This window comes from Bartonella sp. CL162QHHD (assembly GCF_042195435.1).
GTDB lineage: Bacteria > Pseudomonadota > Alphaproteobacteria > Rhizobiales > Rhizobiaceae > Bartonella.
On the sequence record NZ_JBHIOG010000075.1, the window covers coordinates 24,313 to 44,997 of the forward strand.

The following is a 20,685-nucleotide window of genomic DNA, read 5'->3' on the forward strand; positions in this document are numbered from 1 at the left end:
AAACCAACGTACGTTTTTAAATAGTATTTAAAAACAATATTGGAAGAGTTTGAAAGGAACATGCATGAAAAAAAGAAATCCCTCCCCTTTTATCACCGAAATGATGGAAAAATTTCAACAACCGGCTGAACAATCCCCCACCAGAACCCCTCCTTCCCAAGTTTCTCAAAATTTGCCAAAACCAACTGTAGAAAAACGCCCAGAAAATTTATCCCCCCACCCAAAGGTTGCGCCACCGCCCCCCCCCCGCATGAGAGCAAACACTCAAACCAGCACAATGCCCTCCAGCGCTAAAATCCCCAGCACCAAAACCCAAGAGATACCTCCTCTACAAACAAAAGTAGCTCCGCCCAAACCCCCACGCACAAAAGAAAATCTACAACCCAGCTCACAAATCCAAGAACGCTCCTCTCCGCACACAAAAACGCCTCCACAAAGACCACCACGTGCAAAAGATAGAGAACAAAACAAAACAACAGCTCAAGAGAGAGAACTCCTCTATGCAACGCCTACTTCGCAAACACCCCCACGCATGAGGGAAAAAGCACAAACCGGCACAAAAATCCCCAGCTCACAAATCCAAGAAAACTCCTCTCCGCACACAAAAGCAGCTCCACAAAGACCACCACGTGCAAAAGATAGAGAACAAAACAAAACAACGGTTCAAGAGAGAGAACTCCTCTATGCAACGCCTACTTCGCAAACATCGCCACGCATGAGAGACAGAGTGCAAAACGGTACAAAAATCCAAAATCCTGAAACATACGACCCAAGTGTTAGACCCAAAACACCATCACATATGAAAGTCAGACAGCAAAGCAGTTCATCATCACAAGACAGTGGAACATATGCCGTCCCTCCTTCAAGAAAACCGCACCGTATGGGAAACAGAAAACAAAGCGATACTATCGTCCCAAAACCTGCCTCTCCACACACAGCAATTGAACAACCAAAACCGTCTCACGGACAAAAATCATCTATTAATACAATGGAAAGAGAGCTGTTACTCGTAGCATATCAAGAAGAAATACGATTTTTGTGCGAAAAGGTTTATGGCAACAGGCTTATTTTAGAAGAAAGAATAGAAGCAATCAAAGAAAACCCCAATATGGGAGAACAGCTCTTATGGGATATTACAGAACAGCCTAAGTCTATTTCTAAGCTTGCTGGTAGAAAAGTTCTCGGCATAAAAAATAACGCGCGCAAACAAGCTGAAGAAACTCTTCCTACCCTATGTGCTGCTATTAACGGTTATATGTATACTTCAAAATATACAAAAAGTGAAAATATTTCACAAGGTTCTCACACGGAACAACAACATCAGCGACAAGCACAAGAGAAAGATCCAATAAATCAACATTTACAAAATTCGCTCAATTCAGAAAAGAAAATAAAGCCTCTCTCAAATCAGGAAATTGCCCGCAGAGTTCAACAAGATCCATCGGTTCAATATGGTCAAAGAGAGATCCAATATTGGTGCCAAATTGTTTATGATGATCCATTTATTTTACAATATAGAATGGAAGATATGCACAAAATTCCAGAGATGGGAGAAGAGCTTGTATTTCAAATTAAAAAGGATTCTACATCTTTTGCTCCACTTGCTGGTAGAAAAACCCTTGGCATAAAAAACGGAGCACGCAAAGCCGCTGAAGAAAATATCCCTACCCTTTGTACCGCCATTAAGGACTATGCTGATACAATAAAACAGTTAAGAGAAACCATTGTGCAAAACCATCAGGCAGAACAACAAAAACGTTATCAACCACCTACCGATCTCGATAAAAAATTACAAAAGCAGCAAAGCTTATCGCAGCCCCTGAAGCTGCCTGAACGCTCAACAGCAAAGCGGCATAAAGAGGTTACAGAAACTTCTAGACAAGAAGACCAGCCGCAAGTTCGACCGCGCAGAGCCGAAACATCAAAAGCAATGGCTTTGTCGTGATAAATCTCACAATTGTTGGCTTTTTATCCAAAACTTTGGTGCAATTATCTTGCCAAGATTGCATCAAAGACGGTGTGTGAAATACAGAAAACTTTGAATAAGACACCCCATTATTTTACAGAATTCATTGATAAAATTTCACGATAATACTTCAAAATTATAAACTTTAACTTTGTTCCATGCGAATAAGGTCAATTTTTTCAATCATTCAAATAGGCATTCTTCTTTGAAGAAAACGCTATGAAAATAACATAAGGCAAAAAATGTAAACAAAGAAGATTTCAAAAAATAATGTTAACATTTGAAAGGAAATATGCATGAAAGAAAATACAGAACATTATGCCTCTTCCTCACAGGAAAAATTGCAAGAACAACACTCTGCAATTAGTGCAGCCATTTCTAAGCAAATCAATAAAGCATCGCAGAATTTCTTTTATCCCAATAGCAAGGTGCTTAAAAATAAATACCGCATCAAAGAGCAAGAAATATTAAAAGAACGCTGTTCTAATGATGTAAAAAAAGAAATGATAAAACTGCACCAAGAACCTCTACCTGAACAGTTTAATTCCTCCTATCTAAAATATCTTCATCAACGCCTCTTTTCCCGTGCATTTGAATGGGCCGGACAAACACGCGAAGAGCCTTTTACATTTGAAGATGGTACTGTTGCTTCTATGCCCATTTTGAAAAGAAAAGAATTTACAAAACCTTTTGCGATTGGCAGAAAAATACAGAAGGGACTAGAAAAGTTAGATAAAACGCTTTCTGAAAAGAATAATTTACAAGGCTTAACGCGCGAAGAATTCGTTGAACAAGCCGCTGGAATAATGATAGATTTGCACCACTTGCATCCTTTCAGAGAGGGCAATAGGCGCACAAAGAGACTGTTTGTTGAAAAACTCGCTCAAGCAGCAGGACATGAGCTAGACTTTTCTCTTGTGAGCAAAAAACGTAAAGACTTTGTCCGCGCCGCTGCCATGGAACATGGCGATCCAGAGCCTATGAAGCATCTGCTTGAGGATATCTCAAATCCAGAAAAATTGCTCATTTTACAAGAATTTACCAACTCTATGAGAGAGCTTGGATTGGATGAAAAAAATTATTATCTCACTGTCGTCGCAAAAGAAGGAGAAACCTATCATGGTACCTACAGAGGCAGTGGACCCAATGGCTTCATGCTTGATGCCAACGGGACTTTCATCTTAGGAAATAAAAAATATCTCACCCCAGAGCAAATACAGACATTAAAAATCGGTGACGCCCTCTCCTTTACAGCGCCCAAAACTCAAAACCCAGAAAAAAACATTGCTTCCAGAAAAAAAAGAGCCGTTCTCACAAACGATGAAATAACTGAAAAGAGCAAAGACAACGCATCCATTCAAACAAAGAAAAAAGAAAAAGCCCATTTTTCACCATGGAGTGCCTCTCATGCTTTACATAACAGCATTGAAGTTATGCCCGAAAATTTGCAAGAACAAATGACCAAACCAATTGCTCAATCTGCTTCCTCTATGAGGCAAATGCAAAAAGATTTCCAAAAAAACATTTTACAGACCAGCAATACAGCGACAAATAATCCAATATCTGTCCAAATGACAAAGGAAAAACGCTCTGATCATCAAGAAAGAATGAAACAGCCCCAAAAAAAAGCAATGGCATACTGGGACACTGGTACAAAAAAAACGGACACCGTCCCTCTCACCTTACAGGAGAAATTATCCTCATCGCCTCAAACCGAAGAAAATAAGACAATGTACCGTAATTTCTTTTGCCCTAATAGTATCACCTTAAAAAATAAATATGGAATAAACGACTATAAAAAATTAAAAGTGCAATGTGCCCATGATACAACAAAAGCAATCATTCATCTACGCCAAGAAGCGCCACCGCAAAAACTAACTTCCACATATCTCCAATATATTCATCACACCCTATTTAAAAATACTTTTGAATGGGCCGGACAAACACGCGAAAAACCATTTACATTTGAAGATGGTACCGTTGCTTATATGCCAATGATGAAAAAAGCTGGGATTTCTTTTGCCTCAGCAAAACAGATACAAGAGGGACTAGAAAATTTAGATAAAATACTTGCTGAAACGAATAGTTTAAAAGGCTTAACCCGCGAAACATTTATTGAACATGTCACTGAAATGTTGATACAGCTCAACTATACGCATCCCTTCAGAGAAGGTAATGGACGCACACAACGAATGTTTTTTGAAAAACTTGGGCAAGTTGCTGGCCACACACTCGACTTTTCTCTTGTAACAGAAAAACGCATGAATCTTGCCAGCATTGCATCGCTAAAACATAACGATAAGGAAGAGATGAAGCATCTGCTTGAAGATATCTCAAATCCAGAAAAAATACTTATTTTAAAAGAATTCATGGACAATATGAAACATATCGGATTTGAGAGTCTTCATAATCATCTTATTATAACAGCAAAAGAAGGTCATACCTATAAAGGCTTCTACAGAGGCAGTGGACCCAATGGCTTCATGCTTGATGCCAACGGGATTTTCATCTTGGGAAATAAAAAAGATCTCACCCCAGAGCAAATACAGACATTAAAAATCGGTGACGCCCTCTCCTTTACAGCACCAAAAGTTCAAAACCAGCAAGAAGTGCTTATCCCCGCAGAAACAATAGCCCCCCTTACCAACAATGAAATTGCCACAAGGATAAAAAACAACGCATCCATTCAAGCAAGAAGAAAAGAAATCGAAACTTTGTGTCAAATCATTTATGGCAATCGTCATATTTTGCAGGAAAGAATTGAGATGATCCATGAAAATCATACTGAAGGAGAACAGCTCACCTATCAAATTACCACCTCTCCCCAATCTATTTCTAAGCTTTCTGGTAGCAATGTATTTGGCATAAAAAACAACGCGCGTGCCCATGCTGAAGCAAATATTTTGCCCCTCTGTAGAGCCATTGATCGTTATATCAATATTTTTAAACAAACAGAAAGAGACATTCTCCATACCCATCATGAAAAACAAAGGCGGTGTGAACAGTCGGTAAAAATTCCTGAGGCTTGGATGAAAAATCTCTTTTCCTTGTCAAAAGCACAACAGCAAGAAACTTTATCAAACTCTCCTGAATTAAGGGGGGAGATAAGGACTTATATCAAAAAAATCAATGAGCGCTTATCCTCAAGCGAGCATGAAGCTATAAAGGAAAATAATCCTGAAAAACTTGCGAAGAGTCTTGATACATCAACCGTTAAAGCAAAAGAGATCATGGAAATAATCAAGCAGATAAAAGAGATAGAACAGCATATACAACCCATGTATTTTTATAACCATAAATTCGATGAGCGCTTAGCACCAAACCAGTATCAATCTATCCAGCATCAATCTATAAAGAAAAATAATGAAAAAAAATGTTCCAACACTCTTGATAAAGAAGCAATTAAAGTGCAAAAAATGACAGAAAACGTCAATCAGAGTCCTAAAAGACAAGAAAATATTCAACCTCACAAAACAGAGCACGCAAAAGCGATGGCAATGAATATCTAAAAGGTTCATAAACTTTAACTTTTTTACCCTCTCTGGTGAAAATGATAGCCTTTACCCCCCCTGCCTTCATCGGCAAATCAATCGACCTCAACGAGAATGGAAACCATGAGAGAGCAATTTTATCTTATTTTCTCAGATGTTATCCTCATCAACTGTGAAAAGAAACCTAAACAGGAAAAATAAAAGGATCAATCATTTTTGAAAATGATAATGAATCACTTTCATTACCTGTCGTGCTAAAAACAGACAAAATGCTGTTGAAAGATCACGTCTTCCTATCCTTTTGTTTATGTAATCTCTAAAACGAAAAGGCAGCCAAATTTGGAGAGAACATAAAGCCGTAAAAGTGAAAACCAATCACCAGCTTTACCATCACCTTTTAGCTCAACCTTACGACTTTTTAAAACATCTAAAGCGCTGTTTTTTAAATAATGGAAATTGCACATTGTTTCATGCTTTTATTTTATTTGCGTTCTTTAAATAGGGTCATGCCCCTCACGTAAAACAGTAAGGTATTGGGTTGCATTATTCACGACATCAAAACATAAAGAGAAATTATCATTATATATCCTTATATGTCCCTTAAAACTGTTATGATATTTCTCCCATATTTCAGTTTGAAAAAGAAATTTTAATTATTTTATGGCAACAATAAAAATTTTAATGCAACAGTAAACAAGGAGCATAAAAAAGTCTTCAAGCACCATTGTTGACAGAGAGATAAACACCGTCGTAAAACGCTTTCCAAAAGTATCCTTGATTAGGATAGAGATCAGATTTTTACGATTTAAAACGGTTTATTTCTCCTGTCATCGCTTCTCTTTTACAACAAAGTTGATATATCTTTATGACATTGATTAAAAAAATTGCAACAGTTGCTTCCGGAACCCTTATGAGCCGTATTTTTGGCTTCGTACGCGAAATGCTTATGGCAGCAGCCCTAGGGACAGGTCCTGTTTCTGATGCCTTTAACGCTGCTTTTCGTTTTCCCAACACATTTCGTCGTTTTTTTGCTGAAGGTGCCTTTAACGCTGCTTTCATTCCTCTTTTTGCAAAAAAAATCACTGAAGAAGGTCACGAAACAGCATGCAAATTTGCAGAAGAAGTCTTTGGCGTTCTCTTTTCGCTGCTCTTACTGTTAACGATTGCGATGGAACTGAGTATGCCTTTTTTGGTACGAACCATTATTGCCCCAGGTTTTACCGAAGATGCAACAAAATTTAACGCTACCATTCACTTTACTGCAATCATGTTTCCCTATTTAACCTGCATGTCGCTTGCTGCCATGATGGGGGGCATGCTTAATGCTCTGCGACGCTATTTTATTGCCGCCATTGCCCCACTCTTTTTAAACATTATTCTGATTGGTGTGCTTGCCTATGCTTGGATCTATAAACTTGACGCTTGGCATATCGGCTTAAATCTCTCTTGGGGTGTATTAGCAGCAGGGCTTCTTCAACTCACCTTAATTGCCCTTGCTTTGCGTCAAAGTGGAATGAAAATTTCCTTCCGCCAGCCCCATTTAAGTCCTAATGTTCGCAAGCTATTAACTCTAGCATTCCCAGCAGCCATTACGGGTGGCATCACACAAATCAATTTGCTCATTAATACCAACATTGCTTCTAGTCAATCGGGTGCTGTCTCTTCTTTGATGTATGCTGATCGTCTTTATCAATTGCCTTTAGGCGTAATCGCCATTGCCGTTGCAACCGTTCTTTTACCAGAATTAACACGTGCTTTGCGGAGCAAAAAGCATAAAGAAACCCACCATTTACAAAATCGCTCTATTGAATTAACATTGTTGTTAACACTTCCAGCATCTATTGCTTTTTTGCTGCTCTCCACTCCCATTGTCAGTTTGCTCTTTGAGCGAGGACAATTTACCAGTCAATCAACACACCATGTTGCACAATTACTAGAACTTTATGGATTAGGACTTCCAGCTTTTGTTCTTATTAAGGTCTTTATTCCTAATTTTTTTGCCCATGAAGATACCAAAACACCGATGATTTTTACAGGTATTTGCGTTTTCATCAATATCAGTCTCGCCTTAACATTATTTCCTATTCTATCTGCACGAGGCATTGTTATTGCTGAAATTACCTCTGGATGGGCCAACACCCTGTTGCTGTGGAGTGTCCTTATCAAACGCGGTTATTGGAAATACGACTTCCAACTGATAAAGCGAATATTATGTCTCATGATGGCAACTCTTTTGAGTGCACTAGCCCTCTATTACGGATTGAATGTGTTTGGTTTTTTGTCTTTTCCTTTATCCTCACAAGCATCATTTTTCTTGCGCGCGATCACCTTAGCTGGGATCATGATTGGCATATTTTTGATCTATTTTAGTGCCTATTTTTTATTCAACACCCGTTCCTTTTTTCACACGCTTAAAAATTTGAAAAAACGCTCATAATATCTATACTTTGTCAAAAAAATAAAATGAATAACCTTAATTGAAGAAAGAGCACTCCTATGGATACCTTCACACCACTTGTCTTTTCCGGCGTACAACCGAGTGGTCATTTACATCTTGGCAATTATCTTGGAGCCATTCAGCGTTGGGTTGAACTGCAAAACTCTCATCACTGCCTCTATTGTGTTGTGGATATGCATGCGCTCACAGTCAACCCAGATCCCCTTACTTTACGCGAATCCACCAAAACAGTGACAGCAGCCTTTTTAGCCTCCGGTATTGATCCTCAAAAACACATTATTTTTAACCAATCACGTGTTTTTCAACATGCTGAACTCGCCTGGATTTTTAATTGTGTTGCCCGTATTGGCTGGCTTCAACGCATGACACAATTTAAAGATAAAGCAGGAAAAGATCGCGAAAAAGCATCCCTAGGGCTTTTTGCCTATCCCACTTTGATGGCCGCTGATATTTTAGTCTATCGTGCAACGCATGTTCCAGTAGGCGAAGATCAAAAACAGCATGTTGAACTCACACGCGATATTGCACAAAAATTTAACAACGACTATGCACAGCGTATTGCCGAATTAAATTTTGGTATCTCTATGCAAACAGATGAAGAAAAAAGACAAGGCTTTTTTCCCCTCCCAGAGGCGCTTATTGGAACAACAGCCACACGCGTTATGTCTTTGCGCGATGGAACGAAAAAAATGTCAAAATCAGATCCTTCAGATTTTTCACGCATTAATTTGACCGATGATGCTGATCTTATCGCAAAAAAAATACGCAAAGCCAAAACGGATTCGGCTCCTCTTCCCGATACCCTCACCGCTTTAAAAGAACGACCAGAAGTGGACAACCTGCTTGGTATTTATGCTGCCTTTGCCAAAGTTAGCAAAGAAAAGATTCTTTCAGAATTTTCTGGTCAACAATTTTCGCATTTTAAAACAGCTCTAGCCGACCTTGTTGTCCATAAGCTTGCCCCTATAACAGAAGAATTACGTCGACTTCATCAAGAAAGTGATTATATCGACTCTGTTTTGCATGATGGCGCTAAACGTGCTAGTATGCTCGCAGAAGAAAATATGAAAAAAATTCGTGAAATTATTGGATTTTTGCACGATACATAAAAATAATAAAACTAAAAACTGTAGAGAGCAAAAAAATCGTTTGTACAAAATAGAGAAAGTGCATGATTTCCAAACCCAAAAATCCGAAAAAAGAACCAAAGAAAAAAAACTTAGTCATTATCGATGAAACACCAGAGTGTCGGCGTGCCGTTGCGTTTGCCGCACAACATGCCCAAAACACCAGTAGAACATTGGTATTACTTTGTGTCGTTGATAGTGTAGAATTTCAACATTTTCTGGGTGTAAACAACGTTATGCGCACAGAATCAAAGCAAAGTGCTCATAAAATATTAGGAGACATTGCCAGTGAAGTCCGCACCACCCATGCGCTTGAAACAGAAATAGTGGTGCGTGAAGGAAAAAAAATTGATGAGATTTCCAAACTGATCGACGAAGATAAAAGGATTGCACTAATTGTTTTAGCAGCCAGTGGACATACAGAAGGACCAGGACCCCTTGTTCAATTAATCGGAAATAAAGGAACAGCTTTTTCAATCCCTGTCATTGTTATTCCTAGCAATCTTGCCGATGAAGATATTAGATCTATTGCCTAAAAAATATAATATTCTACAATGTAAGATCTTCCCAATCCTTCATTATAAAAGGAGAATCTATGTTTATTCAAACTGAAACCACCCCAAACCCTGCAACTCTTAAATTCTTGCCAGGACGCGTGGTTCTTTCTGAGGGCGTATTAGAATTTCGTGACCCTGAAGAAGCAGCTAAAAACTCACCTTTGGCGGCTAAACTGTTTAATATTCCCAATATCAATGGTGTTTTTTTAGGCTATGATTTTATCACCGTAAGCAAAAAAGAAGGGGAATGGCAACATCTCAAGCCCGTCATTTTAGGCACAATCATGGAACATTTTCTATCCAATGAGCCAGTGATCACCACCAACGCTACAACACAAGCACAAACCCATGCCCTTAACGAAGAATTTTATGACGAAAAAGATGCTGATATTGTCTTAACCATTAAAGATCTGCTTGAAACGCGTATCCGCCCAGCGGTTGCCAATGATGGTGGAGACATTACTTTTCGCGGATTTGAAAATGGTATTGTTTATCTCAATATGCGGGGCTCCTGCGCTGGATGTCCCTCTTCAACGGCAACTCTCAAACATGGTATTGAAAACCTTTTACGTCATTTTATCCCTGAAGTTTTAGGCGTTGAAGCCATGCCACAATAAATATTGACCTCAATAGATAAAATAACCACACCGATTGCCCCTCTTCAACAGCGCTCAAACATGGAATGTAAAAATCTTACGTCATTTTATTCCTGAAATTTTAGAAGTAAGCTATGCAGCCATAAAGATAGAGTACTGTTAAAAAAATCTGTCCAATAATGATACCTTCACTCACCTTTCACCTCCACATATGCCTTAAAAAGATTTCAAAGCCCCCTTTAAGAAGCATAAGTTATTTCAACAAACCAATCGTACACAGAAGTACAATGCATGGGTGTGCACTTTAAATTTATTTTGTTTTATAATCTTGTCATGCAATTTTAACGAGGAAAACACGACCTCGTTAAAAAAAAGAAAACCCAAAAAAGAAAACATTGTAAGATAGAGTGCTCATTTGCTCTATCTTTCTCAGTGCTTCCAACGACAAATCACGCAAAATACTTCTTGTAGCAAGCCGGCACCATCATCATATCTGCCAGCCTCTAATGATGCGACAGCTCTTTCATTAAGACGATTCATAAGAGTCATTTTAATCCTTTCTTTCCTCATTTTTACCCACACGCCAGCCCCGCTTGTGGTGTGCAAGCAAGTGATTTTAATTGATTCAACATGGAACAGATTTGAAATGAGAGAATCCCACGTTATTCGGGGTTCTAATTCAATATGAATAACGCTAATTTATTATTATAAATCAATATGTTGTTTCAGCCACTCGACAAAGATCACATTTTGCAACTTGCAATGAGAATTCTGACATTCTTCTTATTTCAATTCTGTTCCATGTTGAATCAATCAAAATCGTCCGCTTACACAGCACAAACTGGATAATAACAAAAACTATTTTTAATAGCTCTTATGTACACTTTTATAAGAGACTGTTGCAGTACTAAGGGCTGGAAAATGCATGGCAATAAGACCTTATCAAGATCATAGCGTCCTTTTTCCATTCTTAAAATCAAGAATTTCCCCCCTATCATTTTCAATCTCATTTCCATAAACATGACGCAAAAATATAACTACCTGTAAAAAATAAATACATTGAAGCCAGATCTATTATGGTTGTTTGAGAAATTATCTGATACAAAAAATGAGAATATTTTTTCAATTCAGCAGGAATAAGTTTGTCTACTTTACGGTATTGTTCTTCTCATAAAGCGCATACTTTTATTGTTGCTTGTGAGTCAACATCCAGTCCCCCATACCGCATATTAAAAGAAAAAGACAGAGTCGCTATTTCTCTGCGATACATGGCTTTGCAATAAAGGAAAACATATTGCTTCTATCTGATTGGTGTAATCTATGAAACAAGAAAAGAAGCCACTGGAGAAAAATATGCCCAATTAGAGAAGAATGTAAAAATAGAAAACCAACGAAATCCAAAAACAATTGCAAGAGGACAAATGCTTAAACTTTTTTCACAAACTCCGACTTTAAACTCATCTGACCAATCCCTGGAATTTTGCAATCAATATTATGATCTCCATCCACCAAGCGAATATTCTTTACCTTAGTACCACCTTTTAAAACAGATGAAGCGCCTTTTACTTTCAGATCTTTTATCACCATAACGGTATCTCCGTTTGTTAAAATCTGACCATTGGCATCATAAACAGTATTGACAAGAACCGTATCATCGTTTTTTTGCGGCCATTCATGTGCGCATTCAGGACACACAAAATTTTCACCATCTTCATAAGTATAAAGACAATCACAACGAGGACATTTGGGATATTGGGTCATAAATTCCCCTTATTAAAAGAAAAATCATTCATTATGACTGGTCATAAAGCAAGAAGTGCTTATTGTCCATTATTTTAGAAAAACATTTCCCTTTGTTTCAATCCTCATCTGCCAACTGTGTTCATGAATGCTATCATCACACACCATACATGAGTTTATAAAAATGATTGATCATTATATAACTTAAATGAGCCCCCGCATATCATAAAATTTACTCACTTCATTCTCTCTAATAAATTAATCAAAATCATTTTCTTACACATCAGCAATACAATTAACGAATGAATAAAAAACAATTAGAAAAGGAACATCTCTGAATAAAAACGCTTCCAAAGAGCTAAAAACTGAGAAACAAGAAAATGATAGCCTCAACTTGACCTTTTATTTAAGTAAAGCATTCATAATGTTAGAGAACAAACTAATTTATGATCATAGTTAATGGTTTTGTATATTGAATGAGAGCCGATAAATAAGCTGAGATTCTCTCAACCCCTTTTACATTGAAACAACCAAAGCCTTTTGCTTGCATGTTACAAGTAGGAAAATCCGTGTAAAACGATTATCCAAATACTAAACACTCTCAAATATAAGAGCCAACATTGAAAGCGGGCAAAGTGAATGATGGTGCCGTCTTACTCTCTCATAAGCGTAAAAATGGTGCTGCTCAATGGATGGATGGCCGGTTATCCCTTTCAAAGCAACACGCATAAGATGCGTTTTTAGCGTCTTGAGAGAGAAGCTTCTTTAAAACAAACATATGAAATGTGCAACAATGATCGTATTTTATTTTGCATGAGAAACATTCCCCTATTAAACAAAAATTTCTATCAAGCCATTGAGCAAACCCATTGGACATAAATTCCCCGATTATGCTCGATTATAATTTCCTACAGCATTTAGTTTTAAGAATCCGGCAGTTTTAGGAATCCGATTGATATGTAAGAGAGGAAAAAACAAGTCTCGCCTAAAAATAGAGTTAAGCTCTGGCTTATGGCACATAAAATCACGCCCCTAAAATCACATCCATGTGATCAATCATCATACCTTTACAAAAAAACATTCCAATGATCTTAGGTGATAATATCAGGACGATCTCGCCCCAATGCTTGTTGTATGTTTAACAGTTTTAGTGCCACCTGTTGCAAAGGTTGGAGAACTTCTTGCGGATTAAAATTGTGTTTGCGCGGATCACTTTCATACTGTTCCAAATAAAGTCGTAAAGTAGCACCTAGCGTCCCTGTTCCCGACAAACGAACCACCAACCGTGCTCCATTCTCGAAAAAAATACGTATACCTTGCCGCGTGCTAACGCTCTGATCAACAGGATCATGATATGTAAAATCATCTGCTTTTTTGACGAAAAATCCAGCAATTTCAGTTCCTGCATGTGGTAAGTGCGCACGCAAATACTCTAGTAATGCCAAAGCTTTATCTGCTTCGACTTCTTCATAATCATGCCGTAACGTGTAAAAACGCCCATAGGTGGACCAATGCTGTTGAACAATCTGTGCGACAGTTTTTTCTGTTACCGCTAAAAGATTTAACCAAAATAGGACAGCCCATAAACCATCTTTTTCGCGGATGTGATGAGAGCCCGTTCCAAAGCTTTCTTCACCACAAAAGGTTACTTTCCCCGCATCCAAAAGGGTTCCAAAAAACTTCCATCCCGTTGGCGTTTCAAAAAAGTTTAATCCGTGTTTTTCCGCAACTAAATCAGCAGCACGCCCCGTTGGCATAGAACGCGCTATCCCTACAACACCTTTTCGATATCCTTTAATAAGGTGTGCATGTTCAGCCATAATAGCCAAAGAATCCGAAGGCGAGACAAATTGCCCACGACCAATAATGAGGTTACGATCTCCATCACCATCAGAGGCTGCGCCAAGATCTGGTCCTTGCTCTGACATCAATAAATCATAAAGAGCCTTGGCATAAACCAAATTGGGATCTGGATGACCGCCTCCAAAATCTGGCAAAGGAATACCATTAACCACTGTCCCTTCAGAAAATCCTAAGCATTTTTCAAAAATTTCATGAGCATAAGGCCCTGTTACCGCATGCATGGCATCAAACCGTAAAGTAAGACCTCGAGCAACGGCCTTAGCAATACAGTCAAAATCAAAAAGCTCTTGCATCAAAGCAACATAATCAGCGACAGGATCGATAATATCAATCCGCATGGCTCCCATAAAGACCGTACCTTGCCTATCTAAATCAATATCTGGTGCTTCAAGAATTTTATAAAAGGAAAGACGTTGCGATGTTGCAAAAATAGCATCACATAAAGAATTAGGAGCCGGTCCACCATTGGAAACATTGTATTTGATACCACAATCTCCCTCTGGACCACCAGGATTATGGCTTGCAGAAAGAATAAGTCCACCATGGGCATGAGTTTTACGAATAAGATGCGAAACAGCAGGTGTAGAAAGAATACCGCCCCTTCCCATTTTAACACAAAAAACACCATGCGCCGCCGCCATCTTCAACACAATCTGAAGAAGAGTACGATTAAAAGTGCGCCCATCCCCCCCAAGAATCAACATTTTTCCTTCAAGAGGCCCAATGTTATCAAAAAGAGACTGTATAAAGTTTTCTACATAATGGGGTTGTTGAAAAACAGACACTTTTTTGCGCAAACCAGACGTTCCCGGTTTTTGCCCCTCAAAAGCCGTGGTTAAAACTGTCTTTATGGTCATATCAATACCTTTATATGATTTCCTATAATTTTAAGGTGAAGAGTATCCAAAGTCGACCATTAATTCTACTTGACGGAAGTGTGAAATATTTGCACACTCGTTAGAAGTAAGAATTTTTAAAGAAGCCCTTTTGTTTAAAACGCTTTTTGCCATATGTTTTTAAATACGAAGGCTGTTTTAAAACAAAATTTTCGTAAAAGAATACAGGAGCATCATGATGATGAAAAAAACAGTTCCCAATGTAACATTCCACACACGCGTACGCGATGAATCAATGGCTGGAGACAATCCTTATCGGTGGCAAGAAGTTAACAGCGATGCTTACTTTAAAGGAAAGCGTGTTATTCTTTTTTCTCTTCCTGGAGCTTTTACCCCTACTTGCTCAACCTTTCAGCTGCCTGATTTTGAAAAACTCTATGATGAATTTAAACAAGCGGGTATTGATGAAATTTATTGCCTTTCCGTCAATGATGCTTTTGTCATGAATGCTTGGGGAAAAGCACAAAATATCAAAAACGTGAAATTAATTCCCGATGGCTCTGGTGAATTCACACGCAAAATGGGTATGCTGGTTGCAAAAGACAATGTTGGTTTCGGCATGCGATCATGGCGCTATGCAGCTGTTATTAATGATGGTGTGGTTGAACAATGGTTCGAAGAAGCAGGTTTTTCAGATAATTGTGCAACAGATCCTTATGAAGTTTCTTCACCACAACATGTTTTAGAAGCCTTGAAAAGCTAATTCCCCCAATCGTCTATTTAAACAAAATTTTACGACACAAATTTCCTGAGGAGGAAGATTTGTGTCGTTTACTTTTTACAACATCTATTCGTGAAAACAGACACGATAAGTTGATTGTGCGCCTTCTGTGAGAAAATATTACAGCAATAATTTTTTCAATAAATATTTCATGCTTTAACTGCTTTGAAAAAGTTTGAAAAATTGCTGATGAAAAATCTGGATCCGTTGTGGGGCTAAAAAATCAAAGAGTTAAAAGCTGTTGCACGCTATCAAAAAATGGGGATGCAATTGCCAAATGCGCAAATTCATGCAAAACTCTCTCAGAAACATCAAGGACTAACGTATTGATGAAATATGCAAGATCAATGCTAAATTTCTCATACTGAGAAAAACTTTGTATCGAACAATACTTTGATTTATAAAGATAATTTATAATTTTGCATATTGAATGAGAGGAGCCGAATATCATAAAATTGTTTTATTTTATCCCTTCTTATATTGAATCCCTTAAAACTATTTTCTTGCTCATTAGCAAGTGGGATTGGCATATGAATAAACGATTAAAAAGAGTAAAAATACCTCTCGTAAACGCGCCAAAATACAAGAGCTATGAACATCATTACTGCAAAGTTTACAAAAGTATCAAGAAAGAAAATACAGATCAAACATTTGTTTGAAGAGGTGCACAATTCAAATTAACTTATGTCTCATAAAAAGAAGAAAATATGGCATAAAAACTGCTCTGCATAAAGAACCATTCATGGAGAATATTAAATCAAAACAGATCCCGCAAACATTCCAATTCACATACCATAAACAGACTCATTGCTGTTCTCATAGCCATTTATTCTAAGCTTTTATTTTTCTCTAAGAGAAAAACGGTTAAAGGAGTTGTTTATTCGGGTATTCTACCGTAAAGTGTGCTTCTATCTCTTCCTCTTCATCGAACTCAAAATCTTCATCACATTCAGGAAGACCAAAAATATCTGGATTGATGAAATAACAATCTTTTTTTGTACCCTTCGCTACAATTTTATTCTTTTCTAATTCTTTGATACCTTCTTTAAAACTTTCAAAATTAAGATATTCTGGTTCTTGAATTGAAAGATCGCAAGTCAAAAATTCCTCAAGAATATCATGATCCAATGTTATCTGATCAAACCATAAATCCACATCATCCCCCTCATCTAACATTTTCCCTACCTGCCACAACATCACAAAAAATGCTTTCATACCACTAAATGATAGCCCAAAAATCATACGCCGACATGACGAGGCGCCTGAAAAGGTAATTTGCGGAAGATCTTCAAATCCGAAATTTGAAGGAGGAAGTTTAAATGACTTTCCAATATTCTCAGGTCTTTCAAGAATAAAGGGATTTCGTTCATAGAGCAGAGTAAAATCATATTGGACCATTTTCATTTCTCCATTAAAGAGTTGATTTTATGAAATAATACATATTATCAGTAAGTTACCATTATGGCAGCTGACAATTCATCCAAACATGCTCCTGTAAAAAATTGTTCGATTTAAGTCATTCCATTGTTTTTTGAAGCTTAAAAAGTCTTTTAGGATAAAACGCTCTAGTTCTCCCTCCTTTTGCAATAAGACTAGATTTTGTAATGTCCAAGAAGAGAACATCAAAGGATTTGATACTCATAGATGAGAATTCAAAGATGAAGCCAATATGAACTTGTCAATATTTTTATAAACTTTTGCAGAAGCGTTACGTAAAACCCTTTAATTTTCTCAGAGTTTTTTCTTCGTTAAAATTTTTTTGCTCATTTTAACGCATTATCATCGCATCCTCAGAAGGGCACATTTTATAGCAAATAGCGCTTATTTACCTCTTTAAAAATCTCTCTTTTATTCCGCACGCACTCCAAAAACTCGATTTTGAACGCGTGCGTCAGCACGTGTAAACGAGCAAAGTACAAATTTAAAAAATTGAGTTTCAAATTTCCAAAATATTTCGAACAATCACTTGTATAAAGACTTTTACCATTATCATTTTTGGGCTGCTAAAATATCCTGTACCGTTTTGACCAATTGATCTTCATCAACCGTCACTTGTGCTGGTCGACTTTCACGCCATGTTTGATTATCCTTAATTTCATGAGATAACCGCGCCCCTTCAATCAAATCTTTGATCTGTATTTTTCCACTCTCACGTTCTTGTGAGCCTTGGATAACCACACAAGGCGCTTGGCGTCGATCTGCATATTTCATCTGCGCTTTTATCCCCGATGCCCCCAAATAGAGCTCAGCACGAATTCCGGCACCACGCAACTGCATCACCATTTTTTGATAACCAGCAACCGCCTCTGGCTCTTTATCCATCATCAGCACAACAACCGGCCCTGTTGACTCTTTCATAGGCAACTTTCCAAGATTTTGCAAAGCAGCGATCAAGCGTGAGACCCCGATTGAAAAACCTGTTGCTGGAATGTTTTCACCACGAAAGCGTGCCACCAATCCATCATAGCGCCCACCACCACCAACGGAGCCAAAAACAACTTTCTGCCCATCATCATTGAAAACATCAAAAAGCAACGTAGCCTCAAAAACAGGACCTGTATAATAATCCAGTCCACGCACCACCGATGGATCAATCTTGATACGATTCTGAATGCCATTTGCGACAAAAATTGCTTGCATTTCCTCAAGCTCACGAATTCCCTCACGCCCTTGAACATGATCACCAACCACTTCTTTAAGAACCTCAAGCGTTTCTTCTGCTGTTTCAGCTCCAGCAACAGTTAAGGTAAGAATACACTCAATCTCTTTATCCTTAAGCTCCGCCCCTTTTGTAAAGTCACCACTTTCATCCAAACGCCCTTTTCCCAAAAGCAAACGCACCCCTTCAGAACCAAATTTATCCAGTTTATCAATTGCTCTTAAGACAGTTAAGCGCTTTTCAGCCTGCTCATTTCCCCCCAAACCAATTTTCTCTAAAACGCAATCGAGAATTTTTCTGTTGTTCAGACGAATGGCATATTCATGATGCTGAAACCCTAGTTTTTCCAAACTATCGGCTGCCATCATGCAAATTTCGGCATCAGCTGCAACCGTTGGTGTTCCAACAATATCCGCATCAAACTGCATAAATTGCCGAAACCGCCCTGGACCTGGTTTTTCATTGCGAAAAACAAAGCCAAGACGATAACTGCGATAAGGCTTTGGCAAAACTTCAAAATTCTCGGCAAAATAACGAGCAAGAGGCGCGGTAAGATCATAGCGCAAAGACATCCATTGCTCATCATCATCTTGTAGCGAAAAAACGCCCGCATTTGGACGATCTGAATCCGGTAAAAACTTACCCAGCACATCTGTATATTCAAAAATTGGAGTTTCTAGTGCTTCAAAACCGTAAAGTTCATAAACTTCACGAATTTGCGCAATCATTGTTTCAGTTGCATACAACTGTGCACTTGTACGATCCACAAAACCACGGGGTAAACGGGCTTTGGTTTTTTCTTGTTTTGATGACATGTTTTTCTCTAACAACAATATATATATTCACCGATAACGTGTGTCTATCTTATAGAAACAAACGCTGCAATAACTTTATCAACTGGAAACTGGTAACAATATGCATAAGCTTTTGCTTTTGAAGGATGTAAACCCTTACCCTTAAGGCAATCTACTGAAAATATTTGTACTTTCAATAGGAACATAGCCTCCCGCTCAACATGAAATGCCCGCTTAACATTCAATGAAAAGACATCCGCGCTTTTTGAACGAAACCACAAAGCAACTGTTGATTCTGGATAAATCGGAAACATCCCCCTCAAAAGCCCTCCCTCTCAAAATTCTTCAGATTTATTACAGATGCAAAAATCCTCAAGACATCAGTGTGCTTTGCGCTTGTTCTGCAAAATGATTGATAACATTTTTTAAATCAACAATATTTCGTCCAACATCTGTAATAGAGCGTGATACAGAGGGAATAACATTCTGCCAAAGTCTTTGTGGAAATTGATTTGCTAATTGTGTCATTGTTCCACCTTGGGCGCCAATACCCGGAACGAGAAACAGACTATTGTTTAACTGCTCGATTGTGTCTTTTGATTCAGATCCTAATGTCGCTCCTATAACCGCACCTATGGGACCAATATTATGATGGAGAACCGGAGACTGAGAATTATAATCACAAATACACTGTGCTAGATGAAGAGAGAGTGTCTGATCACCAATAAGCGCATTTCGTATTTGTTTTCCCTCTGGATTAGAGGATTGAACAACCACAAAAACTCCTGCTCCTGTTTCTTCTGCAACCTTTATCAGAGGAATAAGAGCATCAAAACCCAAAAAAGGATTAACTGTGATGGCATCAGCTTTGAACGCACTGCTTGGACCCAGCCAAGCTTTACCATAGGCTTCAGCAGTAGAGCCAATATCTCCCCTCTTTACATCCGCCAGAACCAATATGCCTTGTTCGTGTGCATTTTCAATCAGTTCTTTGAGAGCTTGAAGACCTTCCACACCATATAATTCAAAAAATGCGACTTGCGGCTTTATAATCCCCACTTTACCCACAACCGCTGTTAAGAGGATATCACAAAAATCTTTTAGACCTTTATAATCAAAGCTTAGTTTCCACGATTGCAAAACTTTATGGCTCGGATCAAAGCCAATACAAAGAGGTCCATAGATTTCACGATTTTTAAAAAAAGTTGAACGAAACATTTTATATCCTAACAAGGTCTCTCTTTAAACTTTTTGATACAATCAAAAAGAAAACCATTTGTCAAAAGAATACAATAGCGAAAACACAAAGAAAGAGCTCTCTATACAAAATGTGCTTTTATTTATGAAACATAAATATATTCCCATTCGTAACGCTTATCATATGTTTATCGACCAAGACGTTGTCATGAGATAAAAATTCAAATTTATGAAAGAATATAAACAAAAAAGCATCCATATTATTATGACCTCATAAAGCCCTATAGGCGTACCTTGTCGTTTTCACACCCTTTTTTATGATCAACAAAAACTCTCTATGAACGCGTTTTAAACAAAAGTTTCAAAAGAAAATGCCCCACCATGATGATCTCGATCTTAACTTTAGATCTTTCCTATTCCTTTTTAGCGGCTCTTTATCCCTTTTGGAACATAATTTGCAAAAAGGCATTGTATCTCCAGCATATTCAAGGAGATAAAACATGGAAACTCGCATTCCTGAAAACACACCATTTGAGACGAATTTTTTAGGAGAAACATCTCTAGAAGAAAAATATTCACTCTTTCACACACCCATTTCATGGTCCGCAATCTTTGCGGGA

At 38.0% G+C, this 20,685-nt stretch carries 14 protein-coding genes and 2 pseudogenes; 8 read left to right on the plus strand and 8 right to left on the minus strand.

Annotation, left to right across the window (positions count from 1 at the left end):
- Positions 1-64: 64 nt before the first annotated feature.
- Positions 65-1,945: a BID domain-containing T4SS effector gene (locus ACFILD_RS08240; RefSeq protein ID WP_375665048.1), complete on the plus strand. Its 1,881-nt coding sequence runs from the start codon at positions 65-67 to the stop codon at positions 1,943-1,945.
- A 317-nt stretch (positions 1,946-2,262) separates the two neighbouring features.
- Positions 2,263-5,475, plus strand: a complete 3,213-nt coding sequence (locus tag ACFILD_RS08245) for a BID domain-containing T4SS effector (protein WP_375665050.1) — start codon at positions 2,263-2,265, stop codon at positions 5,473-5,475.
- A 287-nt stretch (positions 5,476-5,762) separates the two neighbouring features.
- Here ACFILD_RS08245 and ACFILD_RS08250 read toward each other — a convergent pair whose 3' ends face one another.
- Entirely contained in the window at positions 5,763-5,921 is a 159-nt protein-coding gene (locus ACFILD_RS08250) for a hypothetical protein (protein WP_375631323.1), read from the minus strand.
- A 401-nt stretch (positions 5,922-6,322) separates the two neighbouring features.
- Here ACFILD_RS08250 and murJ point away from each other — a divergent pair, with 401 nt between their 5' ends.
- The 4 genes from murJ to ACFILD_RS08270 all read left to right on the plus strand — a co-directional run bounded on the left by murJ (position 6,323) and on the right by ACFILD_RS08270 (position 10,216).
- Entirely contained in the window at positions 6,323-7,894 is a 1,572-nt protein-coding gene (murJ, locus tag ACFILD_RS08255) for a murein biosynthesis integral membrane protein MurJ (RefSeq protein ID WP_273790944.1), read from the plus strand.
- Between the two features lie 59 nt (positions 7,895-7,953).
- Positions 7,954-9,024 (plus strand): tryptophan--tRNA ligase, encoded by a 1,071-nt coding sequence (gene trpS, locus ACFILD_RS08260; protein WP_375662732.1) that lies wholly within the window; start codon positions 7,954-7,956, stop codon positions 9,022-9,024.
- Positions 9,025-9,086: 62 nt separating this feature from the next.
- Positions 9,087-9,578, plus strand: coding sequence for a universal stress protein (locus tag ACFILD_RS08265; RefSeq protein ID WP_273790942.1), 492 nt, complete (start codon positions 9,087-9,089; stop codon positions 9,576-9,578).
- Between the two features lie 59 nt (positions 9,579-9,637).
- Positions 9,638-10,216, plus strand: a complete 579-nt coding sequence (locus ACFILD_RS08270) for a NifU family protein (protein ID WP_273790941.1) — start codon at positions 9,638-9,640, stop codon at positions 10,214-10,216.
- Positions 10,217-10,663: 447 nt separating this feature from the next.
- On the opposite strand, the pseudogene ACFILD_RS08275 reads toward ACFILD_RS08270, so the two are convergent.
- The 3 genes and pseudogenes from ACFILD_RS08275 to ACFILD_RS08285 form a co-directional block, all read right to left on the minus strand.
- Positions 10,664-10,744: pseudogene (locus ACFILD_RS08275) on the minus strand (DUF4102 domain-containing protein); the annotation flags it as partial.
- Between the two features lie 876 nt (positions 10,745-11,620).
- On the minus strand, positions 11,621-11,956 hold the full coding sequence (locus ACFILD_RS08280) for a zinc ribbon domain-containing protein YjdM (protein WP_375618296.1): 336 nt from the start codon (positions 11,954-11,956) through the stop codon (positions 11,621-11,623).
- Between the two features lie 1,070 nt (positions 11,957-13,026).
- Positions 13,027-14,655, minus strand: coding sequence for an alpha-D-glucose phosphate-specific phosphoglucomutase (locus ACFILD_RS08285; protein WP_375654520.1), 1,629 nt, complete (start codon positions 14,653-14,655; stop codon positions 13,027-13,029).
- Positions 14,656-14,872: 217 nt separating this feature from the next.
- On the opposite strand from ACFILD_RS08285, the gene ACFILD_RS08290 reads away from it, so the two are divergent.
- Positions 14,873-15,397: a peroxiredoxin gene (locus tag ACFILD_RS08290; RefSeq protein ID WP_375631347.1), complete on the plus strand. Its 525-nt coding sequence runs from the start codon at positions 14,873-14,875 to the stop codon at positions 15,395-15,397.
- Between the two features lie 882 nt (positions 15,398-16,279).
- On the opposite strand, the gene ACFILD_RS08295 is transcribed toward ACFILD_RS08290, so the two are convergent.
- From ACFILD_RS08295 to pyrF, 4 genes are all read right to left on the minus strand, one after another.
- Positions 16,280-16,813, minus strand: a complete 534-nt coding sequence (locus ACFILD_RS08295; protein WP_375613583.1) for a replication protein — start codon at positions 16,811-16,813, stop codon at positions 16,280-16,282.
- Between the two features lie 591 nt (positions 16,814-17,404).
- A complete protein-coding gene (hisS, locus tag ACFILD_RS08300; RefSeq protein ID WP_375637755.1) occupies positions 17,405-18,889 on the minus strand; it encodes a histidine--tRNA ligase in 1,485 nt (494 codons plus the stop codon).
- A gap of 44 nt (positions 18,890-18,933) precedes the next feature.
- Positions 18,934-19,191, minus strand: coding sequence for a hypothetical protein (locus tag ACFILD_RS08305; RefSeq protein WP_375657838.1), 258 nt, complete (start codon positions 19,189-19,191; stop codon positions 18,934-18,936).
- Between the two features lie 49 nt (positions 19,192-19,240).
- A complete protein-coding gene (gene pyrF, locus ACFILD_RS08310) occupies positions 19,241-20,086 on the minus strand; it encodes an orotidine-5'-phosphate decarboxylase (protein ID WP_375665052.1) in 846 nt (281 codons plus the stop codon).
- Positions 20,087-20,565: 479 nt separating this feature from the next.
- Between pyrF and ACFILD_RS08315 the strand changes: the two are divergent.
- Positions 20,566-20,685: pseudogene (locus tag ACFILD_RS08315) on the plus strand (DUF3792 domain-containing protein); the annotation flags it as partial.